The sequence below is a fragment of the Actinophytocola sp. genome (assembly GCF_050699935.1).
Classification (GTDB): Bacteria; Actinomycetota; Actinomycetes; order Mycobacteriales; family Pseudonocardiaceae; genus Actinophytocola.
On record NZ_JBOHGB010000154.1, the window covers coordinates 1 to 16344 of the forward strand.

Below are 16344 nucleotides of genomic sequence, written 5' to 3' on the forward strand. Positions count from 1 at the left end.
GTCGCAGCCGGTGATTTTGTAGAGCTTGCTGGGGCCGGAGGAGTCGATGAGTTCGAAGCCGTGGGTGCTGTGGGGGTCGGTGAGGCCGGTGTAGTAGTTCCAGCGGTTGTCGCGGGTGCGGAATTGGGCGCCGCCGATGAGGAGGTATTTGACGTTGAGGTTGTTGACGGCGTCGCAGACGTTGGGGTTGTTCATCAGGTCGTTGAGGTGTTGGGCGATGAGGTCTTGTTGGTCGGTGGTGGTGGTGCGGAAGTGGGGGAACAGGACGTTGCGGTCTTCTAGTGCCCAGAGCAGTGCGCTGCCTTGGAAGGGGTTGCCGGCCACGACGGCGTTGTCGGGGATTTTGCTGGCGATGCGGTGGTAGAAGTCGCGCATTTCCTGGGTGACTAGTTCGGTTTCCGGGTTTTTCGGGTGGTAGGTGGACGCGACTCGGTTGTAGCGGTCGGTGGGGTAGAGCCCGCCGGTGGCCAGCACGAGGGCGAGGGTGAGTCCGATGGCCACGGTGTTGGCGGATCTGATCCCGGGGATGGTGGCGAGGCGGCGCCGCGCGCCTTGGTGTTCGTGTTGGGCTGTGGCTGTGGCTGTGGCTGTGGCTGTGGCTGTGGCTGTGGTGGTGGTGGTGATTTTGTGGGTGAGGTAGAGGATGCCGGCGGTGGCGAGGGGGACGGCGGTGATGGGCAGCATGGCGGCGAGGCGGTGGGAGTCGTTGTACCAGTAGCCGGTGAATTTTTCGGTGTCGGTGCGGTTGATGGCGGCGGTGAGGACGTAGAGGACGGTGGTGGTGAGGTGGGCGGTGACCAGGAGCCAGAGCAGTGGGGTGTGGCGGGCGGCGATGATGCCGAGGATGACGGTGATGGAGAGGAGCCAGAGGGCGTCGTGGCGGTGGGTGGCGTTGAGGAGGACTTCGCCGACGGCGTTGGCGGGGGTTTCGAAGGGGGGCCAGTACTGGTCGCGGGTGCTGGCGAAGGTGGGGGTGGTGGCTGCCCACCACCAGGCGAGGGAGAAGACGGTGAGGAAGGCGGTGGTTTCGGTGATGCCGCGGGTGGTGTGGTGGTGGGTGTGGAGTCGCCAGGCTCGGGTGGCGACGCGGGCGGCGATGGGGATGATGGCCAGGACGGCGAGGGAGAACAGGACGTTGGGGTGGGCGAACCCGGCGGCGAGCAGGCCGGTGGTGAGGGCGAGCCAGGCGCGGGTGGTGCCGATGGTGTCGTGTTGGGCCCAGCGGGTCAGGGTGAGTACGACCGCGAGTAGGGCGGGTGCGATGGCGAGGCCGAGCAGGTTGGGCCAGAGCACGCCGAACCCGAGTAGGTCCCAGGGGAACGCGGTGAACCCGATGCTCAGGGTGGCGGTGATGGCGAGTGCGGCGGGGTGGGGGCCGAAGAGTTGGCGGGCGAGGAGCAGGCAGGACAGTGGCCAGATCAGGACGGTGGTCACCACGGTGACCGCGTTCGCCGCGAGCGGGATACCAGCGCCGGTGGAGAGCATGACCAGGGAGGCGAGGTCGTGCCAGGCGGCTGGGTAGAAGAAGTTCGTCAACTGTGGGTTGCCGAATCCGCTGATCTGCAGTGAGGACGCCCGGTGGGATTCCTCGATGTAGGCGAGTGTGTTGTAGTGATACACCGCGTCGTAGGTTTGTGAGAGCGTGTCCGGTGCGCCCATCGCCTGGACCAATGTGGTCACCCCGAGCACCACCGCGGGCAGCAGGCCCAGCCCCGCGACCAGGGTTACCCGGCGCGGGTCCGGATCACTGGCCAGCACCCCCGTGCGGCGCAGCGACCACGCGCCCAGGCCGACCACCGCGACCACGACCGCGGTCACGACCAGGACGAACCCGACCGACCAGCCGATACCGATGAACCCACCGAGCACGGCCGTCGACGCGATCAACGCGATGCCCGTGACCGGAGCCAGGCCCCACGCGGCCACACCCCGCAGCCCGAGCAGATAGCTGATCAGCAGGCCCGGCACCAACAACCAAGCAACCGTGACAAGCGCGACCGGCACGGCCGCCATCCAGTTCATCGCGCGATTTCCTCATGTTCCTCGGCCGGCACAGTGCCGGGCGTCCACCGCCGTCGGCCGGCATTGGCGCGGCCGATTCTATGGAGCACCGCAGGACCCACCCGGGGCGACCTCGCGCGAACACTCAGAGTCATCAGGCGATCGTCGTATCGGCCAACTCTGGGTAAGAACCTTTCTAACTATTTGGCAAATTCAGCGCGATCTCGCGAAACGCGGACCTCCATCGGGCGATGTAACTCCGGAAAGGTCAGGCGGAGGGTCGTCACAGAGTCGGTAAGGGGTCGGGCTTGATCACGCTGCGTCGACACATCGCGCTGGTACTCGGCGTAGCCATGGTGGTGGGTCTCGTGTCCACGACCGCCGCGCCCCCGGACGCCCGGGCGGCGGCGCTGAGCCTGCCGGCCGGCTTCGTGCTCCGCGACATTCCCGTCGGGATGCGCGGCGCGAGCGGTTCGGACCCCGGTGACCTGCTCACCGACTTCGCCTACCTGCCCGACGAGAGCGTGCTGGCCGTCGGCAAGTTCGGCAAGGTCACCTGGGCGCCCCGCACCGGCGAGCCCCGCGTGCTCGCCAACCTGTCCACGAACGCGGCGGGCGACCTCGGGCTCACCGGCATCGCGGTCGCCCCGGACTACGCGACCACGCGGACCGTCTACACCGTGCGCGCGGTGCCGGACACCGGCCCGGACTCCGGTGAGAACGGCGTGTTCCGGCTGAGCCGGTGGACCGTCGCGGTGGACGGCCTGGGCAAGCCGACCGGGCTGACCGGCGAGCAGACCGTGTTCCAGACCTCCGCCGACTTCCGCGTCCACGGCATCACGGGCGTGGTCGCCGCGCCGGACGGGACGTTGTGGGTGAGCATCGGCGACTCCGCCGACTACCGCTCCGTCGACCCGCTCGCCCTGCGTGCGCAGGACCCCGACGACCCGCACGGCAAGCTGCTGCACCTCACGGTGACCGGCGAGGGCGTGCCGTCCAACCCGTACTACTCCGCCGACGCGCCGCGCGCGGCCCGCAGCCTCGTCTACGCGAGCGGGTTCCGCAGCCCGTTCCGCTTCAGCCTCGAGCCGGGTACCGGCCGCCCGATCCTCGGCGACGTGGGCGCCGGCCGGACCGAGGAGGTCGACCTCATCGCGCCGGGCAACAACTACGGCTGGCCGTGCTGGGAGGGCACCACCAAGACGTACGGCTTCCGGGACATGCCCGAGTGTGCCGGCACGTCCACCGCGCCACCGCTGTGGTCCTACCCGCACTCCGGCGGCGGCAGCGTCACCGGCGGCGTGATCTACACCGGCACGAGCTACCCGCAGCAGTACCGCGGCCGCTACTTCTTCGGCGACTACGTCTTCGGCCGGCTCTGGTCGATGGCCTACGACGCGCAGGGCCGACTGACGACCCCGCCGGAGACGGGCGGCTTCGGCGGCGAGATCGGCTCGCCGGTCAGCTTCGCGACCGTGCCCACGGGCGGCGACATCGTGTTCGCCGACATCCGCTCGAGCGTGCTGCGCCGGCTCGTCTACGCGCCCGGCAACCAGCCGCCGACCGCGGTCGTCACCGCGACCGCGGACCCGGCGACCCGCACGGTCAGCTTCGACGCGAGCGGGTCCCACGACCCCAACGGCGACGTGCCCGCGTTCCACTGGGACTTCGGCGACGGGGGCGGCGCCGACGGCGTGCGGGTCAGCCACGCCTACGCCGCCGGCCAGGACAGCTTCGCGGTCCGACTGACCGCCACCGACCCCCAGGGCGCGACCGGCACCGCCGAGGTGACCGTCCACCCGGGCAACCACGCGCCCGAGTTGGCTCTGCAGGCGCCCGACCCCGGCCGGACGTTCGCGGTCGGCGACGTCGTGGCCGCGGACGCCACCGCCACCGACGCCGAGGACGGTTCGGTCGAGGTGCGCTGGGCGACGGTCGTGGTGCACTGCGCGGACGCGGCCGCCTGCCACGAGCACCCCGGTGAGCAGCAGCAGGGCCCGCGGTTCCGGCTGACGTTCGACGGCCACCCCGGGGACAGCCGGCTCGAGGTCACCGCGATCGCGACCGACGGCCTGGGCGCGGCCACCTCGCGGACGTTCGTGGTCAGGCCGAAGCAGCGGCGGGTCACGATCCGCGGCAACGCCGACGCCGCCTTCACCATCGGCGACGAGCAGACCTCCTCCGGCCTGTTCACCGTCGGCACCCCGCTCACGATCATCGCGCCGGAGAGCGCGCTCGGCGGCGTCGCCACGTTCGAGAAGTGGGGCGACGGCAGCACGAACCGGGTCCGCCAGCTGACCCTGCCCGACGCCGACCAGACACTCGCCGTCGAGTACCGCACGCCGATCGACCGCCGCTACGCCGCCGACGCCGCCGTGCGCGCGGTGCTCGGCGCCCCGGCCGACGTGGAGCAGGGCGACTCGTCGGTGCGCTGGCGCCGCTACGCCAACGGCCGGATGTACTGGTCCGCGGCGACCGGCGCGCACACGATGACCGGCGCCATCCTCCCCGCGTACCTGCGCCTGGGCGGGCACCTCTCATTCGGGCTGCCCGCCACCGACGACACGGCGGGTGCGGGCGGCGGCCGCTACAACCTGCTCTCCGGTGGCCGCGGGTTCTACTGGCACCAGGACACCGGCGCGCACTACGTGGCCGGCGCCATCCACGCCCGCTACCGGGCACTGGGCGCCGAGAGGTCGAGCCTCGGCTACCCGACGACCGACCAGGGCCGGGTGACGAACGGCTACTACAACCGCTTCCAGAAAGGCGCGATCTACGTCAAGAACGGCCGGCCGGCGCACCACCTGAGCGGTGCGGTCCTGGCCAAGTGGACCGCGCTCGGCGCGACCGGCAGCCGCTTGCGCTTCCCGACCACCAACCTGACCCGCAGCGGCGACGGCCGGGGCTACTACGCCCACTTCGAGGGCGGCTCGATCTACTGGTCAGCCCGCACCGGCGCGCACAGCGTCACCGGTGGCATCCGCACCCGGTGGCGCGCGTTGCGGGCGGAGCTGGGCTACCTCGGCTACCCGAGGAGCGACGAGTACTCGACCGCCACCGGCACGCGGTCGAACTTCCAACGCGGATACATCACCTGGAACCGCACCACCGGCAGGATCGTGGACCGGAGGTACTGAATTCCCACCGTATTCTCCGCCGCCGTGACCTGACCGCCGTGACCTAACAGTGATCAGTCAATCCACCGAATGTAGGCTGCCGGCCAGACAAAGGCCCCGGCAAATGGCCCGTGGAGGACTGAATTCGAATGGCCGCTAGCAGCCCGACCACCAGCGACGCAGTGCCCGCGCAGCCGGCGACGAAGGGCGACGACCGACTCGTCGAGCACGTGCCGAGCGGGCGGCTGGTGGCCCAGCGCGGCCTGTTCCGCGGCCCCGACCCGGTGTGCCCGGACGACCTCTACGCGCAGGTGAACTTCGGCAGCGCTGTCCGCGAGCGGCAACGGCTGCTCGTGCACCCCGGCTCCGAGGTCACCATGGACACCTACTTCGGGCGCTTCCCGGCGAGCTACTGGCAGCGCTGGACCGTCGTAGACTCGGCCGACGTCGAGATCACCGCGACGGGCTCGGGGCGGATCTCGATCGTCGCGTCCGACGTCGAGGGGGAGACCCGGACCGTCGCGGCCCGGGACGTCACCGACCTGCGGGACGAGCCGGTGACGCTCACCGCGCGGCTCGACAAGTTCGTCGACGGCGGCTTCCTCTGGGTCCAGTTCGCCACCGGCGACGACGACCTCGTGGTCGAGCGGCTGCGCTGGACCGTCGAGCCGCCGCGCCGGCTGCGGCCGACCGCGGTCGTGATCTGCACCTACAACCGCGCCGACGACTGCACGAAGACGCTGCAGTCGCTGGGCGGCGACGCCGAGGCGCTCGACGTGCTGGACGCGGTCTACGTGGTGGACCAGGGCACCGACACCGTCGAGTCCCGCCCGGCCTTCGGCGACATCGAGAAGGCCCTCGACGGGCGGCTGCGCTACCTCCGCCAGCCCAACCTCGGTGGCGCGGGCGGGTTCGGCCGTGGCATGTACGAGGTCACCGAGGCCGCGCGGGTCAACTCCGACGCCGAGCACGCGAACCTGCTGTTCATGGACGACGACGTGCTGTGCGAGCCGGAGATCGCGATCCGGCTCACCGCGTTCGCCAACCGCACGCCGGATCCGACGATCATCGGCGGCCAGATGCTGCGGCTGCTGCACCCGACCGTGCTGCTCGCGGGCGCGGAGTACGCGGACTTCGCCGCGCTCAAGCCCGGGCGCGTGGTCACGAACGCGCTCGACAACGTGGACCTGCTCGCCGAGGAGGTCGACGACGACGGTCTGCCGATCGGCCGGGTCAACCGCGGCGACCGGCGGGTGGACGCGCAGTACAACGCCTGGTGGGCCTGCCTGATCCCGGCCGAGGTGGTGGCCAAGGTCGGCCTGCCGCTGCCGCTGTTCTTCCAGTGGGACGACGTGGAGTACGGCTACCGAGCGCGGGCCAAGGGGTTCGCGACGGTCACCCTGCCCGGCGCCGCCCTGTGGCACGCGGACTTCGACTGGAAGGACGCGGACAAGTGGAACGAGTACTTCGCGGTCCGCAACTCGGTGATCGTCAGCGCGCTGCACGCGGAGATCGACCCGAGGCAGACCGCGCGGGTGCTCACGTCTCGGATCGCGCGGTTCCTGCTGACCATGCAGTACGGGCTGGCGGCGACGCTGATCAAGGCGGTGGAGGACTTCCTGCGCGGGCCGGAGTTCCTGCACGACGGTGGCGCGGGCGCGGCGAAGGAGATCTTCAAGGTCCGCGCGGAGTACCCGGACACGGTCATGCACCCGGCCTCGGACGTGCCGGGGCTCAAGTCCGGCTCGATCCCGTTGATCCAGGCGGGTCCGCGGCCCACCCGCAACCGGCTGGTCATGCTCAAGCGGCTGGTGTACCTGGCACTCGGCCGCACCGTGCACCCGGTGGGCGCGGTGTCGAAACAGGACGCCACCTGGTGGCACGTGTCGCAGTTCGCCACGGCCGTGGTGACCGACGGGTCCCAGGAGGGCGTCCGGCTGCGCAGGCGTGACCGCGAGACGACCATCCGCCTGGCGAAGCGGACCGCCAGGGTGATGCGCCGGCTGGTGTCGCAGATGCCGCGGCTGCGCCAGGAGTACCGCGCCGCCGTGCCAGGGCTGACCAGCCGGGAGAACTGGCGCCGTCTGTACAAGATGGACGAACGCCGCGGCTGATTCCGCCGGTACGCCAGGTGTAGGTGGTGCGCACGCACGTGGCGGGCAAAGGGCCACCGAGCGGGCGGCGCGCGGATGGCTACCATGCCCAGCATGGCTTCCCGGAAATCGACCGACGGCGACGAGCGGCGCGACGAGCGGCAGGACGACACCGATCGCGTGCTGCAGCGGATGATCCTGCCGCGGGACACCGATCCGCTCGACGTCCGCCCGCTGTACGTCGACGAGCCGGAGGGCACGCACAGCCACGTCGCCGGCCGGCGGGACGTGGTGGTGCCGGCGTCCGCGCGCGTGTCGTTCGCCTCCTACTTCAACGCGTTCCCGGCGTGCTACTGGAAGCGCTGGACCCGCGTCCAGCACGTCACGCTGCGGTGCGACGTCCGCGGCGCGGGCCGGGTCGAGGTCTACCGGTCCAAGCTGAACGGCGACATCGCCCACCTGACCGGCGAGTCCGTGCACGCCGGGAACGACTGGCGGACGCTGGAGTTCCGGGTCGACCTCGCGCCGTTCGAGGACGGCGGCTGGATCTGGTTCGACGTGTTCACCGAGAACGAGCCGCTCGAGGTCGCCGACGCGGTGTGGCTCGCGGACGAGCCGCTGCCGCCGCAGCGGGTCGCGGTCGGCATCACCACGTTCAACCGGCTCGACGACTGCGTGAAGTCGCTGATCGCGCTCGGCGAGGACCCGGTCGTCCTGGACGTGATCAGCAAGGTGTTCGTGGCCGACCAGGGCAGCCGCAAGATCCGCGAGCACGAGCGGTTCGCGCAGGCCCAGGAGGCGCTCGGCGGCCGGCTCGAGGTCATCGAGCAGGCCAACCTCGGTGGCGCGGGCGGGTTCACCCGCTCCCTGTACGAGGCGGTCGACCACACCCAGTCGGGCTTCGTCGACCAGATCCTGCTGATGGACGACGACATCGCGTTGGAGCCGGACTCGATCCTGCGGTCCAACGCGTTCGCCCGCGCCGCCAAGAAGCCGGTCATCGTCGGCAGCCAGATGCTGAACCTGCAGGCGCGCTCGCGGCTGCACACGAACGGCGAGATCGTCGACCTGGGCTCGTTCGTGTGGCGGCGCGCGCCCGGCGCGGTGTGGGACCACGACTTCGCCACGCACTCGCTGCGCGCGACCCGTGCGCTGCACCGGCGCATCGACTCCACCTACAACGGCTGGTGGATGTGCCTGTTCCCGCGTGAGGTCGTGGAGCGCAACGGCCTGCCGCTGCCGCTGTTCATCAAGTGCGACGACGCGGAGTACTCGCTGCGCGCGCTCGCCAAGGGCATCCCGACGGTGACGCTGCCCGGCTCGGCGGTCTGGCACGAGCCGTGGACGGACAAGAGCGACACCAAGGACTGGACCGTCTACTTCCACCTGCGCAACCGCCTGGTCATGGCCGCCCTCCACGCCCCGGGCGACATGCGCAAGACACTGCTCGCACAGGGCGCGCGCACGACCGCGCGGCGGCTGCTGTCGATGGAGTACTCGACGGTCGCGCTGGAGATGAAGGCGGTCGAGGACTTCATGGCCGGCCCGGAGCGGCTGTTCGACATGCTCGCCACGGCACTGCCCGAGGTCCAGCGGATCCGCAGGGAGTACACCGACGCCCAGTTCCAGCCCTCGGCCGGGGACTACCCGTCGCCGACGTTCGACATGGCGCGGGCCGAGCAGCTGCTGCGGCCACCGGCGAGCAAGGCCAAGATCGCGCTGCGGGCGGGCAAGGCGGTGCTGCACAACCTGCGCCCGCCGGCCGAGTCGGCGACCGAGCGGCCGCAGGTCAACGTCCCGGCACACGGCGCGCGCTGGTTCCTGCTCGGCAACCTCGACAGCGCGACGGTGTCCAACGCGGACGGCAGCGGGGTGGCGTTCCGCCGCCGCGACCCGAAGCTGTTCCGCGAGCTGGCGATGCGTTCGGCGCAGAACTACCGGCGGCTCGCCGCCGAGTGGCCGAGCCTCGTCGAGCAGTACCGGGCCGCGCTGCCCGAGCTCACCTCGGTCGAGGCGTGGCGCAAGTACTTCGAGAGCTGAGCCCGGAACACCTCGGAAGCACCGAGGGCCGGAAACACTGAGGGCCACCGCGGTCGGACGACCCGGTGGCCCTCAGTGTGCGATGGGAAGATCAGACGGCGCGGACGCCGGTGGCCTGCGGACCCTTCTGGCCCTGGCCGATCTCGAACTCCACGCGCTGGTTCTCGTCCAGGCTACGGAAGCCCGAACCCTGGATCTCCGAGTAGTGCACGAAGACGTCAGCGCTGCCGTCGTCCGGCGCGATGAAGCCGAAGCCCTTCTCGGAGTTGAACCATTTCACAGTTCCCTGTGCCACTACGTTCTCCTGAACACCAAAAATTACAAGCCGCCGCGGTTGCGACAACCCTGGCCGCCTTCCGCGCGCGTGATCTAACACGAACTCAAAATTACGACCAGGGCACAGTGAACCACACGAGCGCCAGTTACCGCACCAGAAGGGTTGCGGCTGATCGCGCACTGGGAGACGCTCGTACGGTGAGCGAGATCGCTAGTGAACAGCCCCGATCCATCGCACTCGACCTCGACGACGCCGGTGTCTCCGTCGACTTGCCCAAGCCCTCTCACCAGGAGGATCAGGTCTACGGCGTCCCCTACCGGCCGGTCGAGTTCCGCGATGACGACCTTCCCTCGGCCCTGGAGCGATCGGCCGCGTGGCTGCGCCGGACCCAGGAGTGGCTCGGCGAGCCGGTCGACGTGATCGCCATCCATCTCGACTACGACGACAGCGAGGGCTCCCCGTACTACGACGTGAAGCTGCTCTGCAACGAGGAGGACCTGGCGGGCGCGCCGATCGCGCTGAGGTCGGTCCAGGACGACTCCGCGTAGTCCCAGTCGTAGTCCCCGTTCATTCCCTGGGCGTGGCGTGTGTGACCAGCGCGGCGCGCCGGGTCCACACGTCCGCCCAGGTTCCCTCCCAGCGCAGGACTGCGAGCGCCGACGTCTTCAGCTCGACCGACTGGTTCGTGAGCGTCTCGACCAGCTCCGTGAGCCCCGGGTTGTGCCCGACCAGGGCGGCGGTGCCGATGTCGTCGGCGAGCTCGTCCAGCACGGACATCAGCTCCCGTGGCCCGGCGGCGTAGACCCGCTCGTCGTAGCGCACCCGGACCGTCGGCTCCGTCTCCGCGCCAGCGAGCCGCCAGGTCTGCTGGGCCCTGGTGGCCGTCGAGCAGATGACGAGGTCGAGGCCGTCTACGTGGTCCGTGTGGTCCGCGAGCCACCGGCCGATCAGCGGCGCCTCCCGCCGGCCGCGCTCGTTCAGCTGCCGTTCCTCGTCCGGCACCGCCTGTCCCCAGTCCGACTTCGCGTGCCGGACGACGACGAGCGTTCGCTGACTCGCCATCAGAACCACCGCTCCAGAATCTGCGCCACCCCGTCCTCGGAGTTGCGCGCCGTGACCTCGTCGGCGGCGGTCAGCACGTCGCCGTGCGCGTTGGCCATCGCGACCCCGTGGCCAGACCACCGCAGCATCTCCAGGTCGTTGGGCATGTCCCCGAACGCGACGACCCGCGCGGCCGGGATGTCCAGCAGTTCGCACACCTCGGCCAGCCCGGTGGCCTTCGTGACCCCGGCCGCGGACAGCTCGATCAGCCCGCGGTCGGTCGAGTAGGTGACCTCCAGCCCCGCGCCGTTCAGCACCGAGTGCGCGGCGTCGGCCAGCTCGCCGCTCGTCAGCCCGTGGTGTCGGATCAGCAGCTTCGTCGCCGGATGGCCCAGCACCTCCGCGATCGGCACCACGTTGTCCTCGACATCCATGCCGCCGCCCGTCCCGGTGCCCTTCGGCCTGTCGATCCCGGTCGGATGGCCCCACGGGTTGCGGAAGCCCGGCTCGGTCGCGAACACCGCGAGCGAGGAGGAGTCCGCCGGCGTCCGCTCGGCCGCCACCCGGATGTCGGGCAGCAGCCGGCGCAGCGCGTGCGTGACGTCGCCCAGCTGCAGCGGGTCCACGTCGCGGGCGGACACGACCCGGTCGGCGCCGAGGTCCCACACGGCGGCGCCGTTCGTGCACACCGCATAGCCGGACAGGCCCGCGGCGCGCGCGACCGGCGTGACCCACCGCGGCGGGCGCCCGGTGACCAGGACGAACGGCGTGCTCGACGCGAGTACCTTCGCGATCATCGCGGCCGTCCGCGGCGTCACCTTCTCGAGGGGGTCCAGCAGCGTCCCGTCGACGTCGGAGGCCACCAGCTTCGGTCTGTCCACACGACCATCTTCCCCGTTGGCCGTTGGTGACTTCGACTACGGTGCGAACCGTGAGCTACGGACCACAGCCGGGCTACCCGCAGCCCCAGTACGGACCGCCGCCCGGGTACCCCGGATACGGCCCGCCCCAGCGTCACGGTCCGCCGAGCACGGCGATGGCCTACGTCTGCGCCGTGCTGTTCCTGATCTGCGGGGTACTCGCCCTGATCACCGCGATCGTCGGCTGGGACGGCACCTCGGACAACGTCGACCTGATGGTCGCGCTCGTCGGCGCCGCGTTCTCCGACGACGTCACCGGCAACATCGACTTCGCCATCTCGGTCACCATGACCGTCGCGTGCTCGACGCTGACGTTCGCGCTGATCCTGTTCGCCCGGCTGGACTTCGTCCGCTGGCTGCTCGCCTTCGTCGGCGGCGTGGTCACCGTCTACTACGTCTACGCGATCATCAGGCTGCTCTCCGAAGGCGGTGGCGAGTTCATCGCGATGGTGCTCGTGTCGTTCCTGCTGTGGGCCGCCGCGACCGTCCTCGTCCTGCTGCCCGCCACGGGCCGGGCCATGCGCGGCTACCAGCGCGGGCTCGCGCAGTACCCGCCCCAGCCGATGGGATACCGGTACTGATGGCCGGCACGCGGGTGGGGGTGGTCATCCTCCCCGAGTACCGGTGGCTGCTCGCCGAGCCCAAGTGGCGGGCGGTCGAGACGTACGGCTTCGACCATGCCTGGACCTACGACCACATCGGCTGGCGCTCGCTGGTCGACGGCCCGTGGTTCGACGCCGTCCCGACGCTGACCGCGGCGGCCATGGTCACCCGGCGGATCCGGCTCGGCACCCTGGTCGCCTCGCCGAACTTCCGCCACCCGGTGCCGTTCGCGCGCAGCCTGCTCGCACTCGACGACGTCTCCAGCGGCCGGTTCGTCCTCGGCGTCGGCTCGGGCGGCATCGTCGGCTACGACAACGAGGTGCTCGGCGGTTCGGCGCTCGGGCCGAAGGCTCGGCTCGCCCGGTTCGCCGAGTTCCTCGAGCAGCTCGACTCGCTGCTCACCCACGAGCGCACCACGATCCGCGGCGAGTACTTCTCCTCGGTCGACGCCCGCTCCGCGCCCGGCTGCGTGCAACACCCGCGGCTGCCGTTCGTCGTCGCCGCCAACACCCCGGGCTCGATGCGGCTCGCGGCCCGGTTCGGTCAGGGCTGGATCACCACCGGCCGCAAGGAGGACCACGCCGACGAGACCGGCGAGGCGTGGTGGCGCGGGGTGGGCGCGCAGGCGCGGCGGTTCGACGAGCTGCTCGAGGGACGCACCGGCGTGCACCGCTACCTGTCCGTCGACTCGGGGCCCCGGTACTCGCTGTCCAGCGTGGAGTACTTCCGCGACGCGCTGGGCCGGGCCGCCGAGCTGGGTTTCACCGACCTGGTCACGCACTGGCCCCGCCCGGACGGCGTCTACGCGGGCGGGCGCAACATCCTGGAGAAGGTCGCCGCCGACGTCCTGCCGCACCGTTAGGCTCGTTCCTCGACAGCTGCGCAGCTGAGGCGGTTGAGGCGGAATGGCCGGCACACCGTGGGACAGGGTCGCGCTCGGCGCGCTCGCGGTCCTCGCCGTGGTGGCCGCGCTGACCGTCGTGACCGACGATCCGCCCCGCGACGCCGACCGGCCCGGCCCCGCTTCCGAGCTGCTGGGCGCCGAGCCCGACTGGATCCGGGTCGGCGGCCTGGCCGCCGCACCGGGCAGCTCCGGCGTACGCAACGGGCTGGTGCTGCTCCGGCAGGACGGCGGGCTGACCCTGACCGACCTGCGTACCGGCGAGCCGCGCTGGACCGTCCGTGCCGCCGCCCGGCTGGCCGGCTCCACGGAGGTCTTCTCCGGCGGCGGGATCCTCGTCGGCGCCGGCGTGCTGGTCCGCACCCGGACCGGGATCGCGATGCTCTCGCCCGACGACGGCACGGTGCGGTGGCGCTCGGTGGTGCGCGCGCCGCCGGGCGAGCGGTACGCGCTCGTGGCCGCGGACGACGAGACCGCGCTGGTCACGGTCGGCCCGACGCGCGGTGGCCCGCCGAGCGTGGTCGCGGTCGACGTCGGCGGCGGGGAGCGGCGCTGGGCGCGAGCCGGCATGTGGCCGCACGGGATCGCCGGAGACGTCGTGGTGGGCGAGACCGCGCTGGCGGGCGGCACGGTGGCCGCGTGGGACCTCGCGACCGGCGTGCCGGCGTGGACCCTCACCGGCTTCGTGACCGCCCGCGTCGCGCTGACCGCGGACGACGACGTGCTCGTGGAGGGCCGGACCGGACCGAGCCGCTGGGCCCGCCGGGTGCTGGAGGCCGCCACGGGCGAGCCGCTGGCCGACCTCGGCGACCCGCGGGCCGGGCCGTGCGCGACCGACTGGCGCACGCTCATCGCCTGCCCGCTCGTCCGCGGCGGGCGGGACCACGCCGTCGAGACGTTCGGGGTCGCGGACCGGCGGGTGCGGATCCTGTCCGGCGACTACCGGCCCGAGTACGTCTGCCTGGTCGGCGCCGGCCACGTCTTCGGCGCGAGCCCGCGGTCCTACTTCGCCGTCGCGGCCGGCTCCCGCGGTGCCGGCCGGCTCGTCGCCCGCGACCTGCCCGGCCGGCCGGTCGCCGTGACCGAGCGGTACCTGGTCCTGCGCCACGACTCCGGTGACCCACCGTCGACGTCCGTGTACCGGCTGAGGAAATGACGTCCGGCACGGAACGTTCGGGGGTACTCGGACGTCTCTGATTGCGAGGCGTTGTCACGCCGGTTAGGGATCCAAGGGACACAGGGGTAGCAAGTGGACCGCGAGAACCCTCGTACTTGCACAAGTACGGGGGTTCTCGCGTGTCCGGGTGGGTAACCGGGCCCCATGGTGGGATACCAGGACACCGTGCGGACGCTCCTCGAGCGGGCCGGCCGCACCTACGCCGACGAGGCCGGCATCAAGCTCGCCGACAAGCCCGCGCCGCTGTACCGGCTGCTCGTGCTCAGCGTGCTGCTGTCCACCCGCATCTCCGCGGACATCGCCGTCGCCGCCGCGCGCGAGCTCGGGAGGTACGGCACGCCGCGCAGGATGCTCGGTGACGATTCGACTGCCACGTGGCAGCAGCGGGTCGACGCGCTCGGCCGGGCCCACTACGTCCGCTACGACGAGAGCACCGCGACCGCGCTCGGCGACGGCGCGCGGCTGCTGCTCGACAGGTACGGCGGCGACCTGCGCAAGATCCGCACGGGAGACATCAGGCAGGGCCTGACGGAGTTCCCGCGGCTCGGCCCGGTCGGCGCGAACATCTTCTGCCGCGAGGTCCAGCAGGTCTGGCCGGAGCTTCGGCCCTACCTGGACCGCAAGACCCTCGACGGCGCCGAGCGCGTCGGGCTGCCCGCCGATCCGGAGAAGCTGGCCGGGCTCGTGCGCGGCGACGACCTCGCCCGACTGTCCGCCGCGTTGGTCCGGGTCAGCCTCGACAGAAAGCTCGCCGAGCAGGTGCGTGCCGCGTGAGGTCGGGCCGCAGGTAACCTGGCTGCCCGTGAGCGCACCCGCATTCGACGCAAGCAGCTACACCGGCTACGACCTGGTCGTCGTGGGGTCCGGGTTCTTCGGCCTGACGATCGCCGAGCGGGTGGCTACGCAGCTGGACAAGCGCGTCCTGGTACTGGAGCGCCGGCCGCACATCGGCGGCAACGCCTACACCGAGCCCGAGCCGGAGACCGGCATCGAGGTGCACCGCTACGGCGCGCACCTGTTCCACACGTCCAACAAGCGGGTCTGGGACTACGTCAACCTGTTCACCGAGTTCACCGGCTACCAGCACCGGGTGTTCGGTAGGTACCAGGGCCAGGTCTACCCGCTGCCGATGAACCTGGCGCTGATCAACCAGTTCTTCGGCCGCACGCACACGCCGGACGAGGCCCGCGCGCTGATCGCCGAGCAGTCCGCGGAGATCGACACCAAGGACGCGCAGAACCTCGAGGAGAAGGCGATCTCGCTGATCGGCCGCCCGCTCTACGAGGCGTTCATCCGCGGCTACACGGCCAAGCAGTGGCAGACCGACCCGAAGGAGCTCGGCGCCAACATCATCACCAGGCTGCCGGTCCGCTACACGTTCAACAACCGCTACTTCAACGACACCTACGAGGGTCTGCCGGTCGACGGCTACACCGCGTGGCTGGAGAAGATGGCGGCCCACGAGAACATCGAGGTCCGGTTGAACGTCGACTACTTCGACGTGCGCGAGCACGTCCCGGCCGGCACCCCGACCGTCTACACGGGACCGTTGGACCGCTACTTCGGCTACTCCGAGGGCCGGCTGTCCTGGCGCACGGTCGACTTCGAGCAGGAAGTGCTGCCGACCGGCGACTTCCAGGGCACCTCGGTGGTGAACTACAACGACGCGGAGGTGCCCTACACCCGTATTCACGAGTTCCGGCACTTCCACCCCGAGCGGGACTGGTACCCGGACGACAAGACCGTGATCTTCCGCGAGTACTCCCGCTTCGCGAAGGACGACGACGAGCCGTACTACCCGATCAACACGCCCGAGGACCGCGCCAAGCTCGAGCGCTACCGCGAGCTCGCCAAGGCCGAGGCCGGCGAGCGCAACCTGATCTTCGGTGGCCGGCTCGGCACCTACAAGTACCTCGACATGCACATGGCGATCGGCTCCGCGCTGTCGGTGTTCGACAACAAGGTCGCGCCGCACCTCACCGAGGGCGCCCCCCTCGACGGCTCCCTGGACGGCTGATGGCCACCACGACCGAGGCGCCGGCGCGGGTGCGGGCCGTGGAGCCGGGAACGCCGCCGCCCGAGCCGCAGCGGACCGCCGAGCTCGCCACGCTCGCCCGGGTGCAGCGCACGATCGGCAGGCCGCCGGTGGTCAAGGCGGCCCGCGGGCTGTCGCTG

General features: G+C 71.1%; 13 protein-coding genes. 9 read left to right on the forward strand and 4 right to left on the reverse strand.

Translation table 11 applies throughout. The annotated features are described in order from the left end of the window. A partial coding sequence (locus ACRDTB_RS31870) for a DUF6541 family protein (protein ID WP_431435906.1) occupies positions 1-2022 on the reverse strand: 2022 nt, incomplete at its 3' end. A 287-nt stretch (positions 2023-2309) separates the two neighbouring features. On the opposite strand from ACRDTB_RS31870, the gene ACRDTB_RS31875 reads away from it, so the two are divergent. From ACRDTB_RS31875 to ACRDTB_RS31885, 3 genes are all read left to right on the forward strand, one after another. Beyond that, positions 2310-5138, forward strand: coding sequence for a PQQ-dependent sugar dehydrogenase (locus tag ACRDTB_RS31875; RefSeq protein WP_431435907.1), 2829 nt, complete (start codon positions 2310-2312; stop codon positions 5136-5138). 128 nt (positions 5139-5266) lie between these two features. Next, positions 5267-7231: a glycosyltransferase gene (locus ACRDTB_RS31880; protein WP_431435908.1), complete on the forward strand. Its 1965-nt coding sequence runs from the start codon at positions 5267-5269 to the stop codon at positions 7229-7231. A 93-nt stretch (positions 7232-7324) separates the two neighbouring features. Beyond that, on the forward strand, positions 7325-9250 hold the full coding sequence (locus ACRDTB_RS31885) for a glycosyltransferase (RefSeq protein ID WP_431435909.1): 1926 nt from the start codon (positions 7325-7327) through the stop codon (positions 9248-9250). A 91-nt stretch (positions 9251-9341) separates the two neighbouring features. On the opposite strand, the gene ACRDTB_RS31890 is transcribed toward ACRDTB_RS31885, so the two are convergent. Further along, positions 9342-9545 carry a cold-shock protein gene (locus ACRDTB_RS31890; protein ID WP_184811055.1) on the reverse strand — a complete coding sequence of 68 codons (204 nt, stop codon included), beginning with the start codon at positions 9543-9545 and terminating at the stop codon, positions 9342-9344. A 179-nt stretch (positions 9546-9724) separates the two neighbouring features. Between ACRDTB_RS31890 and ACRDTB_RS31895 the strand changes: the two genes are divergently transcribed. Continuing rightward, on the forward strand, positions 9725-10075 hold the full coding sequence (locus ACRDTB_RS31895; RefSeq protein WP_431435910.1) for a hypothetical protein: 351 nt from the start codon (positions 9725-9727) through the stop codon (positions 10073-10075). Positions 10076-10094: 19 nt separating this feature from the next. Here ACRDTB_RS31895 and ACRDTB_RS31900 read toward each other — a convergent pair whose 3' ends face one another. Further along, entirely contained in the window at positions 10095-10589 is a 495-nt protein-coding gene (locus ACRDTB_RS31900; RefSeq protein ID WP_431435911.1) for a SixA phosphatase family protein, read from the reverse strand. Then, positions 10589-11449 carry an HAD family hydrolase gene (locus ACRDTB_RS31905; protein WP_431435912.1) on the reverse strand — a complete coding sequence of 287 codons (861 nt, stop codon included), beginning with the start codon at positions 11447-11449 and terminating at the stop codon, positions 10589-10591. Before ACRDTB_RS31905 ends, ACRDTB_RS31900 begins: the two co-directional genes overlap by 1 nt. 50 nt (positions 11450-11499) lie before the next feature. Here ACRDTB_RS31905 and ACRDTB_RS31910 point away from each other — a divergent pair, with 50 nt between their 5' ends. The 5 genes from ACRDTB_RS31910 (at position 11500) to glf (ending at position 16186) form a co-directional block, all read left to right on the forward strand. After that, the gene (locus ACRDTB_RS31910) at positions 11500-12069 is read left to right on the forward strand and encodes a hypothetical protein (protein WP_431435913.1); all 570 of its coding nucleotides are present in this window, start codon (positions 11500-11502) and stop codon (positions 12067-12069) included. After that, positions 12069-12953, forward strand: a complete 885-nt coding sequence (locus tag ACRDTB_RS31915) for an LLM class flavin-dependent oxidoreductase (protein WP_431435914.1) — start codon at positions 12069-12071, stop codon at positions 12951-12953. The genes ACRDTB_RS31910 and ACRDTB_RS31915 overlap by 1 nt, the downstream gene beginning before the upstream one ends. 43 nt (positions 12954-12996) lie before the next feature. Next, positions 12997-14148, forward strand: a complete 1152-nt coding sequence (locus ACRDTB_RS31920) for a PQQ-binding-like beta-propeller repeat protein (RefSeq protein ID WP_431435915.1) — start codon at positions 12997-12999, stop codon at positions 14146-14148. Positions 14149-14313: 165 nt separating this feature from the next. Next, positions 14314-14943 (forward strand): endonuclease, encoded by a 630-nt coding sequence (locus tag ACRDTB_RS31925; RefSeq protein WP_431435916.1) that lies wholly within the window; start codon positions 14314-14316, stop codon positions 14941-14943. Between the two features lie 28 nt (positions 14944-14971). Next, positions 14972-16186 carry a UDP-galactopyranose mutase gene (glf, locus tag ACRDTB_RS31930; protein ID WP_431435917.1) on the forward strand — a complete coding sequence of 405 codons (1215 nt, stop codon included), beginning with the start codon at positions 14972-14974 and terminating at the stop codon, positions 16184-16186. Positions 16187-16344: the final 158 nt, after the last annotated feature.